Source organism: Streptomyces albospinus (genome assembly GCF_014648695.1).
In the GTDB taxonomy this organism is placed as follows: Bacteria; Actinomycetota; Actinomycetes; order Streptomycetales; family Streptomycetaceae; genus Streptomyces; species Streptomyces albospinus.
In genome coordinates, this window is record NZ_BMRP01000009.1 from 119,861 (window position 1) to 135,257 (window position 15,397).

Annotated in this window: 17 protein-coding genes; 4 read left to right on the forward strand and 13 right to left on the reverse strand. The window is 71.5% G+C overall.

The window, feature by feature from the left end:
• Positions 1-204 precede the first annotated feature (204 nt).
• From IEZ17_RS15025 to IEZ17_RS15035, 3 genes are all read left to right on the forward strand, one after another.
• Entirely contained in the window at positions 205-693 is a 489-nt protein-coding gene (locus tag IEZ17_RS15025) for a YajQ family cyclic di-GMP-binding protein (RefSeq protein ID WP_043264917.1), read from the forward strand.
• Positions 694-1,022: 329 nt separating this feature from the next.
• Complete coding sequence (locus tag IEZ17_RS15030) at positions 1,023-1,613, forward strand: hypothetical protein (protein WP_229852274.1); 591 nt, start codon at positions 1,023-1,025, stop codon at positions 1,611-1,613.
• A gap of 182 nt (positions 1,614-1,795) precedes the next feature.
• Positions 1,796-2,128, forward strand: coding sequence for a hypothetical protein (locus IEZ17_RS15035; protein WP_189300289.1), 333 nt, complete (start codon positions 1,796-1,798; stop codon positions 2,126-2,128).
• A gap of 87 nt (positions 2,129-2,215) precedes the next feature.
• On the opposite strand, the gene IEZ17_RS15040 is transcribed toward IEZ17_RS15035, so the two are convergent.
• Positions 2,216-2,533 (reverse strand): YccF domain-containing protein, encoded by a 318-nt coding sequence (locus IEZ17_RS15040; protein ID WP_373299821.1) that lies wholly within the window; start codon positions 2,531-2,533, stop codon positions 2,216-2,218.
• 281 nt (positions 2,534-2,814) lie between these two features.
• On the opposite strand from IEZ17_RS15040, the gene IEZ17_RS15045 reads away from it, so the two are divergent.
• Entirely contained in the window at positions 2,815-3,132 is a 318-nt protein-coding gene (locus IEZ17_RS15045) for a hypothetical protein (protein ID WP_229852275.1), read from the forward strand.
• A gap of 87 nt (positions 3,133-3,219) precedes the next feature.
• Here the strand turns inward: IEZ17_RS15045 and IEZ17_RS15050 are convergent, their stop codons facing one another.
• The 12 genes from IEZ17_RS15050 to IEZ17_RS15105 form a co-directional block, all read right to left on the reverse strand.
• Positions 3,220-3,612 carry a YccF domain-containing protein gene (locus tag IEZ17_RS15050; RefSeq protein ID WP_189300295.1) on the reverse strand — a complete coding sequence of 131 codons (393 nt, stop codon included), beginning with the start codon at positions 3,610-3,612 and terminating at the stop codon, positions 3,220-3,222.
• 127 nt (positions 3,613-3,739) lie between these two features.
• On the reverse strand, positions 3,740-4,606 hold the full coding sequence (gene htpX / locus IEZ17_RS15055) for a zinc metalloprotease HtpX (protein WP_189300296.1): 867 nt from the start codon (positions 4,604-4,606) through the stop codon (positions 3,740-3,742).
• A gap of 220 nt (positions 4,607-4,826) precedes the next feature.
• Positions 4,827-6,341 (reverse strand): NADH-quinone oxidoreductase subunit N, encoded by a 1,515-nt coding sequence (locus tag IEZ17_RS15060; protein WP_189300298.1) that lies wholly within the window; start codon positions 6,339-6,341, stop codon positions 4,827-4,829.
• Positions 6,341-7,936 (reverse strand): complex I subunit 4 family protein, encoded by a 1,596-nt coding sequence (locus IEZ17_RS15065; protein ID WP_189300489.1) that lies wholly within the window; start codon positions 7,934-7,936, stop codon positions 6,341-6,343. The genes IEZ17_RS15060 and IEZ17_RS15065 overlap by 1 nt, the downstream gene beginning before the upstream one ends.
• Positions 7,937-8,049: 113 nt before the next feature.
• Positions 8,050-10,047 (reverse strand): NADH-quinone oxidoreductase subunit 5 family protein, encoded by a 1,998-nt coding sequence (locus IEZ17_RS15070; RefSeq protein WP_189300300.1) that lies wholly within the window; start codon positions 10,045-10,047, stop codon positions 8,050-8,052.
• Positions 10,044-10,418: an NADH-quinone oxidoreductase subunit NuoK gene (gene nuoK / locus IEZ17_RS15075; protein ID WP_189300302.1), complete on the reverse strand. Its 375-nt coding sequence runs from the start codon at positions 10,416-10,418 to the stop codon at positions 10,044-10,046. The genes IEZ17_RS15070 and nuoK overlap by 4 nt, the downstream gene beginning before the upstream one ends.
• Entirely contained in the window at positions 10,418-11,032 is a 615-nt protein-coding gene (locus tag IEZ17_RS15080) for an NADH-quinone oxidoreductase subunit J family protein (RefSeq protein WP_189300304.1), read from the reverse strand. Before IEZ17_RS15080 ends, nuoK begins: the two co-directional genes overlap by 1 nt.
• The gene (locus IEZ17_RS15085) at positions 11,029-11,709 is read right to left on the reverse strand and encodes a NuoI/complex I 23 kDa subunit family protein (RefSeq protein ID WP_189300306.1); all 681 of its coding nucleotides are present in this window, start codon (positions 11,707-11,709) and stop codon (positions 11,029-11,031) included. Before IEZ17_RS15085 ends, IEZ17_RS15080 begins: the two co-directional genes overlap by 4 nt.
• Positions 11,709-12,674: a complex I subunit 1/NuoH family protein gene (locus IEZ17_RS15090; RefSeq protein ID WP_159503129.1), complete on the reverse strand. Its 966-nt coding sequence runs from the start codon at positions 12,672-12,674 to the stop codon at positions 11,709-11,711. Before IEZ17_RS15090 ends, IEZ17_RS15085 begins: the two co-directional genes overlap by 1 nt.
• A complete protein-coding gene (locus tag IEZ17_RS15095; RefSeq protein WP_189300308.1) occupies positions 12,671-14,182 on the reverse strand; it encodes an NADH-quinone oxidoreductase subunit C in 1,512 nt (503 codons plus the stop codon). The genes IEZ17_RS15090 and IEZ17_RS15095 overlap by 4 nt, the downstream gene beginning before the upstream one ends.
• Entirely contained in the window at positions 14,179-14,931 is a 753-nt protein-coding gene (locus tag IEZ17_RS15100) for an NADH-quinone oxidoreductase subunit B (RefSeq protein WP_229852276.1), read from the reverse strand. Before IEZ17_RS15100 ends, IEZ17_RS15095 begins: the two co-directional genes overlap by 4 nt.
• Positions 14,922-15,323: an NADH-quinone oxidoreductase subunit A gene (locus tag IEZ17_RS15105; RefSeq protein WP_189300310.1), complete on the reverse strand. Its 402-nt coding sequence runs from the start codon at positions 15,321-15,323 to the stop codon at positions 14,922-14,924. Before IEZ17_RS15105 ends, IEZ17_RS15100 begins: the two co-directional genes overlap by 10 nt.
• Positions 15,324-15,397: the final 74 nt, after the last annotated feature.

Sequence of the window (15,397 nt, forward strand, 5' to 3'; positions counted from 1 at the left end):
CGAAGCCACACCGCCAGGGTTTGCCGCCGGGAGTTCCGCTGTGGGGCGGCGCTCCGTGGCAACGACGTAAACCATACCCGATGGCTGGGGGTGCTTCGCCACTCGATTGCGGAGCGCTGGATCTTGGTCGGGTGGCTAGGCTTGGCGGGCGGTCCGGGAAGGGCCGCGCCTCTGATGGATCTACGTACGAGGAGCCAACTCAACATGGCCGACTCCAGTTTCGACATCGTCTCGAAGGTCGAGCGGCAGGAGGTCGACAACGCCCTCAACCAGGCCGCCAAGGAGATCTCGCAGCGCTACGACTTCAAGGGCGTGGGCGCGTCGATCGAGTGGTCGGGCGAGAAGATCGAAATGCGCGCCAACGCCGAGGAGCGGGTGAAGGCCGTCCTGGACATCTTCCAGTCCAAGCTGGTCAAGCGCGGGATCTCGCTGAAGGCCCTGGACGCCGGCGAGCCGCAGGCGTCGGGCAAGGAGTACAAGATCGTCGCCTCTATCGAGGAGGGGATCTCACAGGAGAACGCGAAGAAGGTCGCCAAGATCATCCGCGACGAGGGCCCGAAGGGCGTCAAGGCGCAGGTGCAGGGCGACGAGCTGCGGGTCAGCTCCAAGAGCCGCGACGACCTCCAGTCGGTGCAGCAGCTGCTGAAGGGCAAGGACCTGGACTTCGCGATCCAGTTTGTGAACTACCGCTGAGAACCCCGGATCCGGGGTGCCTCACGCGGTGAGCGGATGGGGCGGTGCGACACGGGGGCGCACCGCCCCACCGGCATTTCTCGGGCCACGACCGGGGCACGCCGAGCGATCCTTGACCTCGACTTTGGTTGAGATTGCAGGGTGAGGGCATGACCTCTTCGCCTTCACCTTCGCCGTCGCCCTCTTCCCGTTCTTCCGTTTCTGCTTCTGTTGTTGCTGCTCCTTCCGGCGGCTTTCGTACCGACGTCTTTCCGGAGATACGGCGGGCGGATGCCGGTGCCGTACTGATCGGTGAATGGGACGCGGGGAGCCCCGAGGGCCAGCGGGCCGTGCTGGACGGCGTCGCACGGGCCTGGGAGGAGACGCCGCTGCCGGACGGGCTCCTCTCGCAGGTGCTGTTCGCCGGGACGGACGAGCGCAGCGTGCTCAACTACGCCCAGTGGACGAGCAGTTCGGCGCACCGGGAGTTCGTCCGCACCGAGGGCGCCGGGCTCGCGGAACGGATCGCGGCGGTGCTGGACGGCGTCGGAGGCGTCGGCGATGCCGGGCCCGGGCGGTTCCGGCTGCACGGGAGCCTGCTCCTGCCGGAGGGCGAGGCGCCGGCGCCGGGCTGCGTCGTACGGGTCGCGTTCCGGACGGCGGGGCACGAGCCGGCCCGGCGGCTCGTGGACGGGCTGCTGGAGATGTTCGGCGGGCGGCAGAGCGGGGACGGCGGGATCGCCTCGCACTTCCACATCAGTGAGGACGGCACCCAGGTCGTCAACTACAGCGAGTGGACCGACGCGCAGTCCCACGAGCGGGTGGCCGGCACCCAGTTGCAGGACGGCGGGGCGGTGATGCGCTTCATCGCGGGCGTGGAGGGCGTCGAGCCGCTCGGATTCCGGCGGTACACGGCCCCCCGGGGGCTGGTACGCGCCTGAGGCGGCATCAGGCGGTGAACGGCCGATCCGCGGCGCGATTTCGCGGCCGAGCGGCAGCAGAGTGATCATCTCGGGGAGCCGTCACCGCGACGGAGTAGCGCAGCGTGCTCATGACGTTACTGCTTCGTTATCGCGGTGATCCCGGCTCAGGACCGGGACCAGGACAGGAAGGACGTTCCGTCGTGGGTAAGACATTGCATGTGGTCGCGGGCGCCCTCGGGGCCGGTGCGCTGCTGCTTTCGGTGGCAGGCACGGCAAGCGCCGGGGGCCGGGGTGGCGAGATCTTCGATCAGGACATTCACTGCGCACCGTCATTCAGCTTGAGCCTGATTCCGCCCCTCACGCCCGGGGACGGTTGCCGCACGAACATCTTCATCGACAACCAGAAGAGGATCGCCAGCATCACCCAGAACGCCGGGGGCAGCATTTCCAGCACCGTCGTGGCGGACACGTTCGGACGGGGCGGACGGGGCGGCCTGGGACGGGGCACCCTGGGCTTCTTCAACGGCCGCTGACACAACCGCCGCACCCCGGAGCGCGATACTCCGGGGCGCGGCGTCGCGCATTGCGCATCTGCGCGTTGCGTTTCAGCACGTGGCGTTTCAGCGCGTCGCGAAGGGCTCGTCGGTGGGGACGATCTCGCGGCCGAGCGGCAGCAGGGAGATCGGGATCATCTTGAAGTTGGCGATGCCGAACGGGATCCCGATGATCGTCACACACAGCGCGATACCGGTGACGATGTGGCCCAGGGCCAGCCACCAGCCCGGGAAGACGATCCAGATGATGTTGCCGATCACCAAACCGGCACCGGCGTCACGCCGCTCCACGGTCGTCCGGCCGAACGGCCACAGGGCATAGCCGGCGATGCGGAACGACGCGATGCCGAACGGGATGCTGTTCCGAGGGTCAGCATCGCGCAACAAAGCCACTCAGGTTCTGCCTCACGGTCTGACCAGCGACTTTCCTGGCTAGGGCGGGTGCTCCGAGCACCCGCCCTCTCCTGTTCAGCGCGTCGCGAAGGGCTGGTCGGTGGGGACGATCTCGCGGCCGAGCGGCAGCAGGGTGATCGGCTTCGGGCGCCGTCACCACGACGGAGTAGCGCAGCGTGCTCATGGCGTAACTGCTTCGTTATCGCGGTGATCCCGGCTCAGGACCGGGACCAGGACAGGAAGGACGTTCCGTCGTGGGTAAGACAATGCGTGTGGTCGCGGGCACCCTCGGGACCGGTGCGCTGCTGCTGTCGGCGGCAGGCACGGCCAACGCCGGGGGCCGGGGTGGCGAGATCTTCGATCAGGACATTCACTGCGCGCCGTCATCCAGCTTTTTGAGCCTGATTCCGCCCCTCACGCCCGGGGACGGTTGCCGCACGAACATCTTCATCGACAACCAGAAGAACATCGCCAGCATCACCCAGAACGCCGGGGACAGCATTTCCAGCACCGTCGTGGCGGACACGTTCGGACGGGGCGGACGGGGCGGCCTGGGACGGGGCACCCTGGGCTTCTTCAACGGCCGCTGACACAACCGCCGCACCCCGGAGCGCGATACTCCGGGGCGCGGCGTCATGCATGGGGCATCTGCGCGTTGCGTTTCAGCACGTGGCGTTTCAGCGCGTCGCGAAGGGCTCGTCGATGGGGACGATCTCGCGGCCGAGCGGCAGCAGGGAGATCGGGATCATCTTGAAGTTGGCGATGCCGAACGGGATCCCGATGATCGTCACACACAGCGCGATACCGGTGACGATGTGGCCCAGAGCCAGCCACCAGCCCGCGAAGACGATCCAGATGATGTTGCCGATCACCGAACCGGCACCGGCGTCACGCCGCTCCACGGTCGTCCGGCCGAACGGCCACAGGGCGTAGCCGGCGATGCGGAACGACGCGATGCCGAACGGGATCGTGACGATCAGGATGCAGCAGATCAGGCCCGCGAGTGCGTAGCCGAGCGCCATCCAGAATCCACTGAGGATCAGCCAGAGAATGTTGAGGATGAACTTCATGATCGGCAGCCTTCCACGTGCACGGCGAGTGTTTCCGCCGTGCTAGACGCGCCGGACCGTACGGGACGTTGCCTTCATCTTGCGGGGAGGTGGGCGGCGGCGCCAGCGGCCGGGGGCGGGGCCGGGTTCAGGGGCGGTGGTGGCCGGCCATCTGTTCCAGGCGGGTGATGCGGTCGTGCATCGGGGGGTGGGTGGAGAACAGGCGGGAGAGGCCCTCGCCGGGGCGGAAGGGATTGGCGATCATCATGTGGCTCGCGGTCTCCAGGCGGGGCTCGGGCGGGAGCGGGAGCTGCTGGGTGCCCGTTTCGAGCTTGCGCAGGGCGGAGGCCAGGGCGAGCGGGTCGCCGGTGAGCTGAGCGCCCGAGGCGTCGGCCTGGTATTCGCGGGAGCGGCTGACGGCCAGCTGGATCAGGGAGGCCGCGATCGGGCCGAGGATCATGATCAGCAGCATGCCCACGATGCCGGGGCCCTCGTCGTCGTCCGAGCGCCCAACGGGGATCAGCCAGGCGAAGTTGACCAGGAACATCACGACGGAGGCCAGGGCGCCCGCGACGGAGGAGATGAGGATGTCGCGGTTGTAGACGTGGCTGAGCTCATGGCCGATGACGCCGCGCAGTTCGCGTTCGTCGAGGAGCTGGAGGATGCCGTCGGTGCAGCAGACCGCGGCGTTGCGGGGGTTGCGGCCGGTGGCGAAGGCGTTGGGCGCCTGGGTCGGGGAGATGTACAGCCGCGGCATGGGCTGGCGGGCGGTCGTCGAGAGCTCCCGCACCATGCGGTAGAGCTGTGGTGCCTCGAACTCGCTGACCGGGCGGGCGCGCATGGCGCGCAGCGCGAGCTTGTCGCTGTTCCAGTACGCGTAGGCGTTGGTGCCCACGGCTACGAGGACGGCGACGATCAGGCCCGTACGGCCGAAAAGGCTGCCGATGACGATGATGAGTGCGGACAGTCCCCCGAGGAGTACGGCGGTCCTGAGCCCGTTGTGCCGGCGGTGCACGGTACGCCCTCCAAGTGGTGCGGCAGGGGAACCCTTTGCTTCGTTTCTCCACTCTCCAGTGGACCCTTACTCACTGGTCAACGCGAGATGGGGTGGGGTGGTTCCCTTGGCGCGGCGGGGAGGCTGCGCCTGGGCGTGCGGCCGTGCGGCGTGCGGGCGTCCGTGGGGTCCGGCTGTGGTACGGCCGGGGCCTTGTAGGCCCTGACCCATCGGGCAGGCCCTAGAGGAGTGCCCCGGACGCGAAGCGGAGGACCAGCTGGGGGGCTCCGGAGAGGGCGATGCCGAGGGCCGCGGCCAGAGTGATGGCGGCGGTGAGGGGGGCCGGGATCCGGGCGCGCGGGGTTTCGGCGGCCGGGGCCCCGTCGGCGCGGAAGAGGACGGCGGTCCACTGGAGGTAGTAGTAGAGCGCGATCACGACGTTGACGGCCATCACGACGGCGAGCCAGCCCAGGCCGGCGTCGACGGCCGCGGAGAAGACCGTCACCTTCGCGAAGAGGCCGATGATGCCCGGCGGCAGACCGGCGAGGCAGAGCAGGAAGAAGCCGAGGGCGAGTGCCACCAGGGGGCGGCGGGCGTAGAGGCCCCGGTAGTCGGCGATGCGGTGGGCGGGGCTGGTGCGGGCCACCAGGGCGGCGACGGCGAAGGCGCCGAGGTTCACCGCGCCGTACATGAGGGCGTAGGCGACGGTGGAGCCGATGGCGTGCGCCGGGTCGTGGGCGTAGCCGGCGGCGGCGATCGGGACCAGGAGGTAGCCCGCCTGGCCCACCGAGGACCAGGCGAGCAGGCGGACCGCGCTGTGGGTGCGGTGGGGGTCCTGGCGGAGGGCGGCGACGTTGCCGACGGTCATGGTGAGCGCGGCGAGGACGGCCAGCGCCGGGCCCCAGACGTTCGCGTACGAGGGGAAGCCCTGGACGGTGACGAGGATCAGGCCGGAGAAGCCGACGGCCTTGCCGACCACAGAGAGGTACGCGGCGATCGGCAGCGGCGCGCCGACGTAGGTGTCCGGCACCCAGAAGTGGAACGGGACGGCGGCGGTCTTGAAGGCGAAGCCGACGAGGGTGAGCGCGACTCCGGCGCTCGCCAGGGTGGCCAGGCGGGGGTCCGGGAGGGCGGCGAGGGCGTGCGCCACCCGGGAGAGGTGCAGGTTCCCGGTGGCCGCGTACAGGAAGCTGACGCCGAGCAGCATCACGGCGGTGGCGGCCACGGAGGACAGGAAGAACTTCAGGGCCGCCTCGGAGGAGAGCCGGTCGCCGCGCCGCAGTCCTACGAGGGCGAAGGCGGGCAGGGAGGCCACTTCGAGGGCGATGACCAGGGTGGCGAGGTCCCGGGAGGCGGGCAGCAGGGCGGCGCCGGCCGCGGAGGACAGCAGCAGGAACCAGTACTCGCCGGTGGGCAGGTCGTGGTCCTTGATGGTGTCGACGGAGAGCAGGGCGGTCAGCAGCGCGCCGGCCAGCACCAGGAACTGGATGACCAGGGCGAAGTGGTCGGCCGCGTAACTGCACACGTCCGGCCGGCCGGTAAGGCAGAAGGTGCGGCGGTGGCCGTCCAGGAGGGGCAGCAGGGAGAGGGCGGCGAGGGCGAGGCCCGCGGTCGCGATCCAGCCGAGCAGCGGCTTCCGGGCGGCGGGCAGGAAGAGGTCGGCGACCAGCACCGCCAGGGCGACGGCCGCGGCGATGGTGGGCGGGGCGATGGCGAGCCAGTCGACGGACTGGACCAGAGAGGTGACCGAGCTCATCACTTACCGCCTCCGAGGAGCTGCTGGACGGCCGGGTTCGTGAGGCCGAGGAGGGCCGCGGGCCACAGTCCGGCGAGGACGGTGAGGGCGGCGAGGGGACTCCAGGCCGCGTATTCGTAGCGCGCGAGATCGGGGATGACAGGGGCGGCCGGGCGGGGCGCCGCGGTGTCCGCCGCGGGTGCCGTCCCCGCGGCCAGGGTGCCGCCCATGCAGACCCGGCGGACGACGAGCAGCAGGTACGCGGCGGTCAGCAGGGTGCCGAGGCCGGCCAGTGCCATGAACGTCAGGAAGGCGGGGCGGCTCAGGCCCGCGGCCGGGCGGAAGGCGCCGAACATCGCGAGCATCTCGCCCCAGAAGCCGGCCAGTCCGGGCAGGCCCAGGGAGGCGACCGCCCCGAAGGCGAGCAGTCCGCCGAAGCGGGGCGCCCTGCCGTAGAGGGCGGCGCCGGTGGCGCCCGCCAGGGTGTCGATGTCGGTGCTGCCGCAGCGGTCCTTGAGCGCGCCGACGAGGAAGAACAACAGGCCGGTGATCAGGCCGTGCGCGATGTTGGCGAACAGGGCGCCGTTGACGCCGGTGGGGGTCATGCTCGCGATGCCCAGCAGGACGAAGCCCATGTGGCCGACGGAGCTGTACGCGATCAGGCGCTTGAGGTCGCCCTTGGCGCCCTTGCGGACGAGGGCGAGGCAGGCGAGGGACCCGTAGATGATGCCCACGGCGGCGAGCGCGGCGAGGTAGGGCGCGAGGGTGTGCATGCCCTCGGGGGTGATGGGCAGCGCGATCCGCACGAAGCCGTAGGTGCCCATTTTCAGCAGGACGCCGGCCAGCAGCACCGAGCCGACGGTGGGGGCGGCGGTGTGGGCGTCGGGCAGCCAGCTGTGCAGCGGCCACAGCGGGGACTTGACGGCCAGTCCGATGCCGACGGCGAGCACCGCGATCAGCTGGACCGTGTGGCTGAGCTGGGCTTTCGGGCCGTTGTCAGTGGCGAGTGCGACCATGTCGAACGTGCCGGATTTCAGGCCGATGAGGAGGAGGCCGAGCAGCATGACGACCGAGCCGAGCAGCGTGTAGAGGATGAACTTCCACGCCGCTGCCTGCTTCTGCGCACCGCCCCAGCGGGCGATGAGGAAGTACATCGGGATGAGGACCATCTCGAAGGCGAGGAAGAACAGCATCAGGTCGAGGACGGCGAAGGTCGCGAGGGTGCCGGACTCCAGGACGAGCAGCAGCGCCACAAATGCCTTGGGTGACGGGCCCGTTGGCATCTTGAAGTAGCTGTAGAGGGCGCAGAGGAAGGTCAGCAGCGCGGTCAGGACGAGGAGGGGGAGCGAGATGCCGTCCACGCCGAGGTGGATACGGATGCCGAGCGCCGGGATCCAGCTGATGTCGGTGGTGGCCTGCATACGGGCCGGGTGGCCGCGGTCGAAGCCGGCGGCCAGCGCGAGGGACGCGGCGAGCACGACCGCGGTGACGGTCACGCCGTGGCGCAGTACGGCCTGGTCGGGGTTCTTGCCCTTCAGGCCGGGCGGGGCCGGCAGCAGGGCGGCCAGCGCGCCGACGAGGGGAAGGACGACGGCGCCCGCGAGGAGGATCTGCATGGCGGTGTGATTCACGGGTCAGGCCCTCCTCAGGGTTTCGGCTCCGGCACGGCCGGCTACGAGGGCTGTCGGCTGGAAGTACGGGGGTCGGCCCCAGGGGGATGGCAGCACGGTCAGGCTCCCGTGCCCGTGGCGACGAGGACGGCGGCGACGGCCAGGACGAGTGAGCCGGCGAGCAGGGCGCCGAGGTAGGTCTGCACGTTCCCGGTCTGGGCGCGGCGGACGGCGGCGCCCAGCCAGCGGGGGGCGGTGCCCGCGCCGCGGACGTAGGTGTCGACGACCTCGCGGTCGAGGAAGCGGACCAGCTCGGCGGCGCCGCGGACGGGGCGTACGAACAGCGCGGCGTAGACGGCGTCCAGGTGGAAGCCGACGGCCGCGTGGCGGTGCAGCGGGCCGAGCAGGAGACGGCCGGGGTCGGCCGGGTCCGGGGCCTCGGCGGCGCCCTCGTAGGCCGCGTGGTGGGTGACGATGGCCAGCTCCTCGGCGAGCGCGGGGGCGGCGTCGGCGGTGACCGCGGGCTGGGGAAGGGGGGTGCGGGCGGCGAGGGCGCTGGTGTGGCGCCAGGCGGCGTAGGTGACCAGGCCGCCGACGAGGGCGGCGCCGGTGCCCAGGACGGAGGTGGTCAGGGTCGGGGCGAGCGAGCGCCCGTCGAACCAGGCGGGCAGGAAGGGGGCGGTGAGGCCGAAGCCGACCGTGGGGATGAAGAGGACCCACAGGACGGAGGTCATGGCGAACGGCTGCGGACCGTGGTCCGGGACCTCGGCTCCCCTGCCCTTGAAGACCAGCAGCCACAGACGGGTGGCGTAGGCCGCGGTGAGGAGGGCGGTGAGCAGTCCGGAGACCAGCACGGTCCAGCCGGCGGCGCCGGGGATACCGGCCGCATGACCGGTGGCGGCGTGCTCGGCGGCGCCCAGCACGGCTTCCTTGGAGAAGAAGCCGGCGAACGGCGGGATGGCGGCGAGCGCGAGCAGCGCGACGGTGACCGTCCAGAAGGCGTCCGGGATGCGCTGGGCGAGGCCGCCCATGCGGGACATGGCGGCCAGCGAGTTGGTGCCCGCGGCGTGGATGATCACGCCCGCGCCGAGGAAGAGGAGTGCCTTGAACGCGCCGTGGGACAGGAGGTGGAAGACGGCGGCGCCGCGGTCGCCGACGGCCAGCGCACCGGTCATGTAGCCGAGCTGGCCGACGGTCGAATAGGCCAGTACGCGCTTGATGTCGTCCTGGGCGAGCGCGGCCAGCGCGGAGCCGACCATGGTGATCGCGGCCATCACCGCGAGCACCACCAGCGCCGCCGCGGAGGCGGCGAAGACGGGGAGGAGACGGGCCACGACATAGACACCGGCGGCGACCATCGTCGCGGCGTGGATGAGCGCCGAGACGGGCGTCGGGCCGGCCATCGCGTCCGGGAGCCAGGTGTGCAGCGGGAACTGCGCGGACTTGCCCGCGACGCCGGCCAGCAGCAGCAGCGCGATCAGCGTCGGGTGGTCCAGGCCGTCCCGGGCGACGTGGCCGAGGACGCCGGTGATCCGGAACGTACCGGTCTCGGCGGCCAGCGCGAAGATGCCGAAGAGGAAGGGGACATCGCCGAGCTTGGTGACCAGGAACGCCTTGAGGGAGGCGCTGCGGGCGGCCTCGGTCTCCCAGTAGTGGCCGACGAGGAAGTACGAGCAGATGCCCATGACTTCCCAGCCGACCAGCAGCACCATCAGGTCGCCGGTGTAGACGACGAGCAGCATCGCGGAGGTGAAGAGGGAGACCAGCGCGGCGTAGGAGGCGTAGCGCGGGTCGTCGCGCAGATAACCGGTGGAGTAGATCTGCACACAGGTCGCCACGACGCCGACGAGTACGGCGATCAGCGTGGCGAAGCCGTCGAGGTGCAGGGCCAGGTCGACGGGGAGCGAACCGGTCGGGGTGAGCCGGGTGGCGACGTCGGTGGCCGGGCCGGTGCCCTGGCCGATGGCGACGGTCACCGCGAGCACGGCCGCGGCGAGCGTCGGCAGCACGGCCAGCGGGCGGACGAAGCCGGGTGCGCGGCGCCCCAGGAGGAGGCCGGCGACGGCTCCGAGGAAGGGCAGGAGGGGGACGAGTACGGCGGTGGTCGTGAGCGTCACGCGGTGGCCTCCGCCTTGGTGTCCGGCTGCTGCCGGCCGCCGTCCGCAGCGTCCGGACCGGCCGGCCGCTCGGCGAGGTCGCGGAGCCGGTCGATGTCGGAGCTGCCGCGGTTGCGGTAGACGAGCAGCACGATCGCCAGGCCGATGCCGATCTCGGCGGCGGCGACGGCGATGGTGAAGAGGGTGAGCGCCTGGCCGGCGTGCAGGGTGTCGCGCAGCCAGACGTCGAAGGCGACGAGGTTGAGGTTGACGGCGTTGAGCATCAGCTCGACGGACATCAGCACCAGGATCGCGTTGCGGCGGGCGAGCACGCCGTACAGACCGGTGCAGAAGAGGAGGACGGCGAGGACGGCCGGGTAGGCGAGATGCATCAGCGCTGCCCCTCCCGGGCGACGGGGGCGGCCGGGGTACGCACAGCGCCCTTCGCGGAGCCCTCCGCCGCGCCCTTCGTGTCGCCGCCCTTACGGGACAGCACGATCGCGCCGACGAGCGCGGCGAGCAGCAGGACGGACAGCGCCTCGAAGGGCAGCACCCAGTACTGGAAGAGGCTGCGCCCGGAGACCGCGGCGGAGCCCTGGACACCGTCGAGGGTGATCCAGGTGGTGCGGAAGGCGTCGACCACGACCCAGACCAGGGCCGCGGCGGAGGCGAGGGCCACCGCGAGCGCGGGCCAGCGGTTGCCCGAGTCGGCGTCCGGGGAGCGGCCGATGGGCGCCTTGGTGAGCATCAGCCCGAAGAGGAGGAGGACGACGACGGAGCCGACGTAGATCAGCACCTGCACCCATGCGATGAACTCGGCGGTGAGCAGCAGGTATTCCACGGCGATTCCGCCGAGGGCGACCACCAGCCACAGGGCGGCGTGCACCAGCTGGCGGGAGCTCACGGTCACGATCGCCGCCCCGAGGGTGGCGATGCCGACGAGGAGGAAGGCGATCTCGACACCCGTGGGCGAGAGGAAGCCGTGGCTTGCGGCGGCGAGCGTCACGTTCCCTCCTCCTTGGTGTCCCGGTCCGGTGTGTCCTGTGTCCCGGCCGGCGCTTCGGCCTCTGCCTCTGCCTCTGCCTCTGCCTCTGCCTCTGCTTCGGCTGCCTGCTGGGCGGCGAGTTTGTCCGCGGCCTTGCGGGCGGCGGCGATCTCCTTGGGCTCCTCGGCCGCCGGGTCCAGCGCGGGCGGCTCGGGCACCGTCCACATCCACTCGCGCAGCTTGTCGCGCTCGTGGGTCAGCTCCCGGATGTCCGTCTCCGCGTACTCGAACTCCGGCGACCAGAAGAGCGCGTCGAACGGGCAGACCTCGATGCAGATACCGCAGTACATGCACAGCGCGAAGTCGATGGCGAAGCGGTCGAGCACGTTCCGGCTGCGCTCCCGGCCCCCGGGCGCGGCCGGCGGCACCGTCTCCTTGTGGGAGTCGATGTAGATGCACCAGTCCGGGCACTCACGGGCGCACAGCATGCAGACCGTGCAGTTCTCCTCGAACAGCCCGATGACGCCGCGCGTACGGGGCGCGAGGTCGGGCTGGACGTCCGGGTACTGGGCGGTGACCGAACGCCGGGTCATCGTGCGCAGCGTGACGGCCAGGCCCTTGGCGAGACCGCTGCCGGGAATCGAACGGGGTCGCTTGGAAGGCGTCGTTGAGGGGTGGTCGGGCGACGGGCGGGACATCAGGAGATCACCACCTTGACGATGCCGGTGAGGGCGATCTGGGCGAGGGCGAGCGGGATCAGGACCGTCCAGGCGAGCTTCTGAAGCTGGTCCTCGCGGAGCCGCGGGTAGGTGACCCGCAACCAGATGACGCCGAAGGCGAGCACCACGGTCTTCAGCAGCGTCCACAGCCAGCCCAGGCCGTCGGCGCCGAACGGGCCGTGCCAGCCGCCCAGGAAGAGGACCGAGGTCAGCGCGCAGAGGACGACGATGCCGGCGTACTCGGCGAGCAGGAAGAGCGCGAAGCGCAGCCCGGTGTACTCGGTGTACGCACCGAAGATGATCTCCGAGTCGGCGACCGGCATGTCGAACGGCGGGCGCTGGAGCTCGGCGAGCCCCGCGGTGAAGAAGACCACGCCGCCGACGATCTGCCACGGCACCCACCACCAGTGGAAGGCGTCGAGGATGCCGGGCAGCGAGAGCGTGCCGGCGGCCATCGCGACGGACGCGGCGGCCAGCAGCATCGGCAGCTCGTACGCGAGCAGCTGCGCGGCCGTCCGCAGACCGCCGAGCAGCGAGAACTTGTTCGCCGACGCCCAGCCCGCCATCAGGGAGCCGAGCACGCCGACGCCCATGACGGCGAGCACGAAGAAGATGCCGGCGTCGAGGGCCTGCCCGACGGCGTTGTGCGGGCCTATCGGGATGGCGACCAGGACCAGGAGGTACGGCAACAGCGCGACGGCCGGCGCGAGTTGGAAGATCCGCCGGTCGGCACCGGCCGGGACGATGTCCTCCTTCTGCGCGAACTTGACGCCGTCGGCGACGAGTTGCGCCCAGCCGTGGAAGCCGCCCGCGTACATCGGTCCGAGGCGGCCCTGCATATGGGCCATGACCTTGTGCTCGGTCTGGCCGATGACCAGTGGGAAAACCAGGAACACGACGAAGACCGCGAGCAGGCGCAGCGCGATGGCGAGGGTGTCGCTCACGGGGTGTCGCCTCCTTCTTCACCGAGCCGGTGGTTGGCGGAGTCGGGCTTCGGGGCGGGGCCGGGCTTCGAGCCGGGGCCGGTTTTCGGCTCGGGCTCGGGCTCGGGCTTCGGCTCGGGGCCGGGCTTCGCTTCCGGCTCGGGCTTTCGCTCGGGCTTCGCTTCCGGCTGCGGCTCGGCTGCGGGCTCGGGCTTCTGCACCGGTTCCGGCTTCCGCTCCGGCTCGGGCTTCCGCTCCGGTTCCGGCTTCCGCTCCGGTTCCGGCTTCCGCTCCGGCTCGGGCGTGCGCTCCGGCTGCGGTGCGTCGAAGGCCGGGCGGGCGTGGTGCCAGGGCGCGTCGGAGGAGCGCGCGGGCGCGGGGGTGCCCTCGGCGGGCGGGGCGGCCGGGGTGCCCTCGGGCGCGGCGGCGTCCTCGTCCGCCGCGGGTCGCCGCGCCTCCGGCGCCGCTTCCGCCGCGGCCTGCTGGCTCGCCGACCCCTCGCTCGCCGAACGCATCCGCCGGGCGGGCCGGTCCGGGCGCTCGGCACGCACCGGGCGTTCGCCGGCGACGGGGCGCCCGGCCGCGGTGCCGGTCCCGGCCGCGGTCGCGGCGGTCTCCGTACCCGGGGCGGTCTCCGTCCCCGCGGCAGCCGCCGCCCCCGCCGTCTCCCCGGTCTGTTGGCTGGCCGAGCCCGCGCTCGCGCTACCGGTACGCCGGGCCGGGCGCTCGCCAGCTGCGGCACCCGCGCCCCGCGCGGCACCCGCCGCACGGGCACCCCGCGCCGGGCGCGCCGGCGCCGGCGGCAACTGGCCCTTGAGCGGGCCCCATTCATTGGGGTCGGGCACGCCGGGCGGCAGCATCTGCCGACGCTTGGGCCCGCCGTGCTCGGACTCCCCCGGCTCCTTGGCACCCGGCCACGCCTTGGCGACCCGCGCCGCGAGCACGAAGTCCTTGCGCAGCGGATGCCCCTCGAACTCCTCCGGGAGCAGCAGCGGGACGAGGTGCGGATGGCCGGTGAAGTCCACGCCGAACATCTCGTGCGTCTCGCGCTCGTGCCAGGCGGCACCCGCGTACACGCCGACGGCGGTGGGCAGCGCGGGCGCGTCGTGCGGCACGGTCGTCCGGACGAGCAGCCGGCGGACGGTGCCGGGGTGCGCCACCTCCGCGAGGTGGGCGCAGATCCGGAAGCCGGTGCCGGGCTCGTCGACGGCGCTCAGCCAGTCGAAGTAGGTGCAGCCGAGGCCGTCGCGGGCGGCCGTGAGCGCGTCGATCCAGCCGTCCGCCGGGACGTCCACGGTCAGCAGGTCGTACGCCAGCTCCGCCGTGGCGCCGATACCGAAGATCTCGCTCGCGGGGCGCGGCAGCCAGCCGACGGCGGGCTCGGGGGCGTCCGCGACGGGCTGTTCCACCCGCTGCGCGGGCTGCTCTTCCGGCGTCCGGGCGGGCTGCTGCTCCGGCCTCTGCCGGGCCTGCTGTTCAGCCGTCTGCTCTGGCTGCTGCTCTGGCTGCTGCTCTGGCTGCTCGCTCATCGGGGCCCCTCCCCCGCTGCCGTATCCGCCGCATCCGGAGCCGTCGCATCCGTAGCCGCCGCTTCCATCGACGACGGGGCCGCGGCGGCCTTGGCCTCGTTGGCCTCGTTGGATCCGTTGGCTTCCTTGGCTTCCTTGGCCGCCGGGGGTGCGACGAGCCCGCTGCGCAGCGCGGCGGCGGACGGCCGGCCGGTGCGCGGGTAGCGCTCGCCCAGCGACTCGCGGGCGATCTTCTCCTGGAGCTTGAGGATGCCCTGGAGCAGCGCCTCCGGACGGGGCGGGCAGCCCGGCACGTACACGTCCACGGGGATGATCTGGTCGACGCCCTTGGTGACCGAGTACGAGTCCCAGTAGGGGCCGCCGCAGTTGGAGCACGCCCCGAAGGAGATGACGTACTTCGGCTCCGGCATCTGCTCGTAGAGCCGCTTGACCGCGGGCGCCATCTTGTCGGTGACGGTGCCGGAGACCACCATCAGGTCGGCCTGGCGCGGTCCGGGCGCGAACGGGATCACGCCGAGCCGGATGAAGTCGTGCCGGGCCATGGACGCCGCGATGAACTCGATGGCGCAGCAGGCCAGCCCGAAGTTGAAGACCCACAGGCTGTAGCGGCGGCCCCAGTTGAGGACCACCTTCATCGGTTCGGGCGCGAGCCGGGCGAGCGCGCCCAGGCGACGCGGCTCCGGCAGGAACTCGGGGGCAGCGCCCTCGGACGCGGCGGCGGAGCCGGCGGAAACGGGGGTCACGTCCATTCCAGGACGCCCTTCTTCCATGCGTAGAGCAGGCCGACGGCGAGGAAGCCGAGGAAGATGAACATCTCCGCCAGCGTCACGCCGCCGAATCCGGGGGCGGCGAAGACCGTCGCCCAGGGGAACAGGAAGATCGAGTCGACGGCGAAGATGACATAGAGGAACGCGTAGACGTAGTAGCGGACCTGGGTGTGCGCCCAGCCCTCTCCCACCGGGTCCACACCACATTCATACGTCAGCAGCTTCTCGGGCGTCGGCACGACGGGCCGCAGCAGCCGCCCGGCCCCGAAGGCCACGGCGACGAACAGCACACCGACCACGGCGATGATCCCGACGACCGAGTAGCCCCGGAAGTAGTCCGCGGCGACGGTGGTGCCTACGGTCGCGTCCGGCACGTCCGCCCCTCGCTCCCTGACTGCGCTTGTTCAACGACTTCGACGATCTGTACAGACGGAGTCTAGGCCCTGCC

Coding starts and splice junctions, on each gene's coding strand:
- IEZ17_RS15025 (WP_043264917.1), top strand. CDS start 205: ATGGCCGACTCCAGTTTCGACATCGTCTCGAAGGTCGAGCGGCAGGAG.
- IEZ17_RS15050 (WP_189300295.1), bottom strand. CDS start 3,612: ATGAAGTTCATCCTCAACATTCTCTGGCTGATCCTCAGTGGATTCTGG.
- IEZ17_RS15060 (WP_189300298.1), bottom strand. CDS start 6,341: ATGAGCTCGGTCACCTCTCTGGTCCAGTCCGTCGACTGGCTCGCCATC.
- IEZ17_RS15065 (WP_189300489.1), bottom strand. CDS start 7,936: ATGCAGATCCTCCTCGCGGGCGCCGTCGTCCTTCCCCTCGTCGGCGCG.
- nuoK (WP_189300302.1), bottom strand. CDS start 10,418: ATGCATCTCGCCTACCCGGCCGTCCTCGCCGTCCTCCTCTTCTGCACC.
- IEZ17_RS15085 (WP_189300306.1), bottom strand. CDS start 11,709: ATGTCCCGCCCGTCGCCCGACCACCCCTCAACGACGCCTTCCAAGCGA.
- IEZ17_RS15095 (WP_189300308.1), bottom strand. CDS start 14,182: ATGAGCGAGCAGCCAGAGCAGCAGCCAGAGCAGCAGCCAGAGCAGACG.
- IEZ17_RS15100 (WP_229852276.1), bottom strand. CDS start 14,931: ATGGACGTGACCCCCGTTTCCGCCGGCTCCGCCGCCGCGTCCGAGGGC.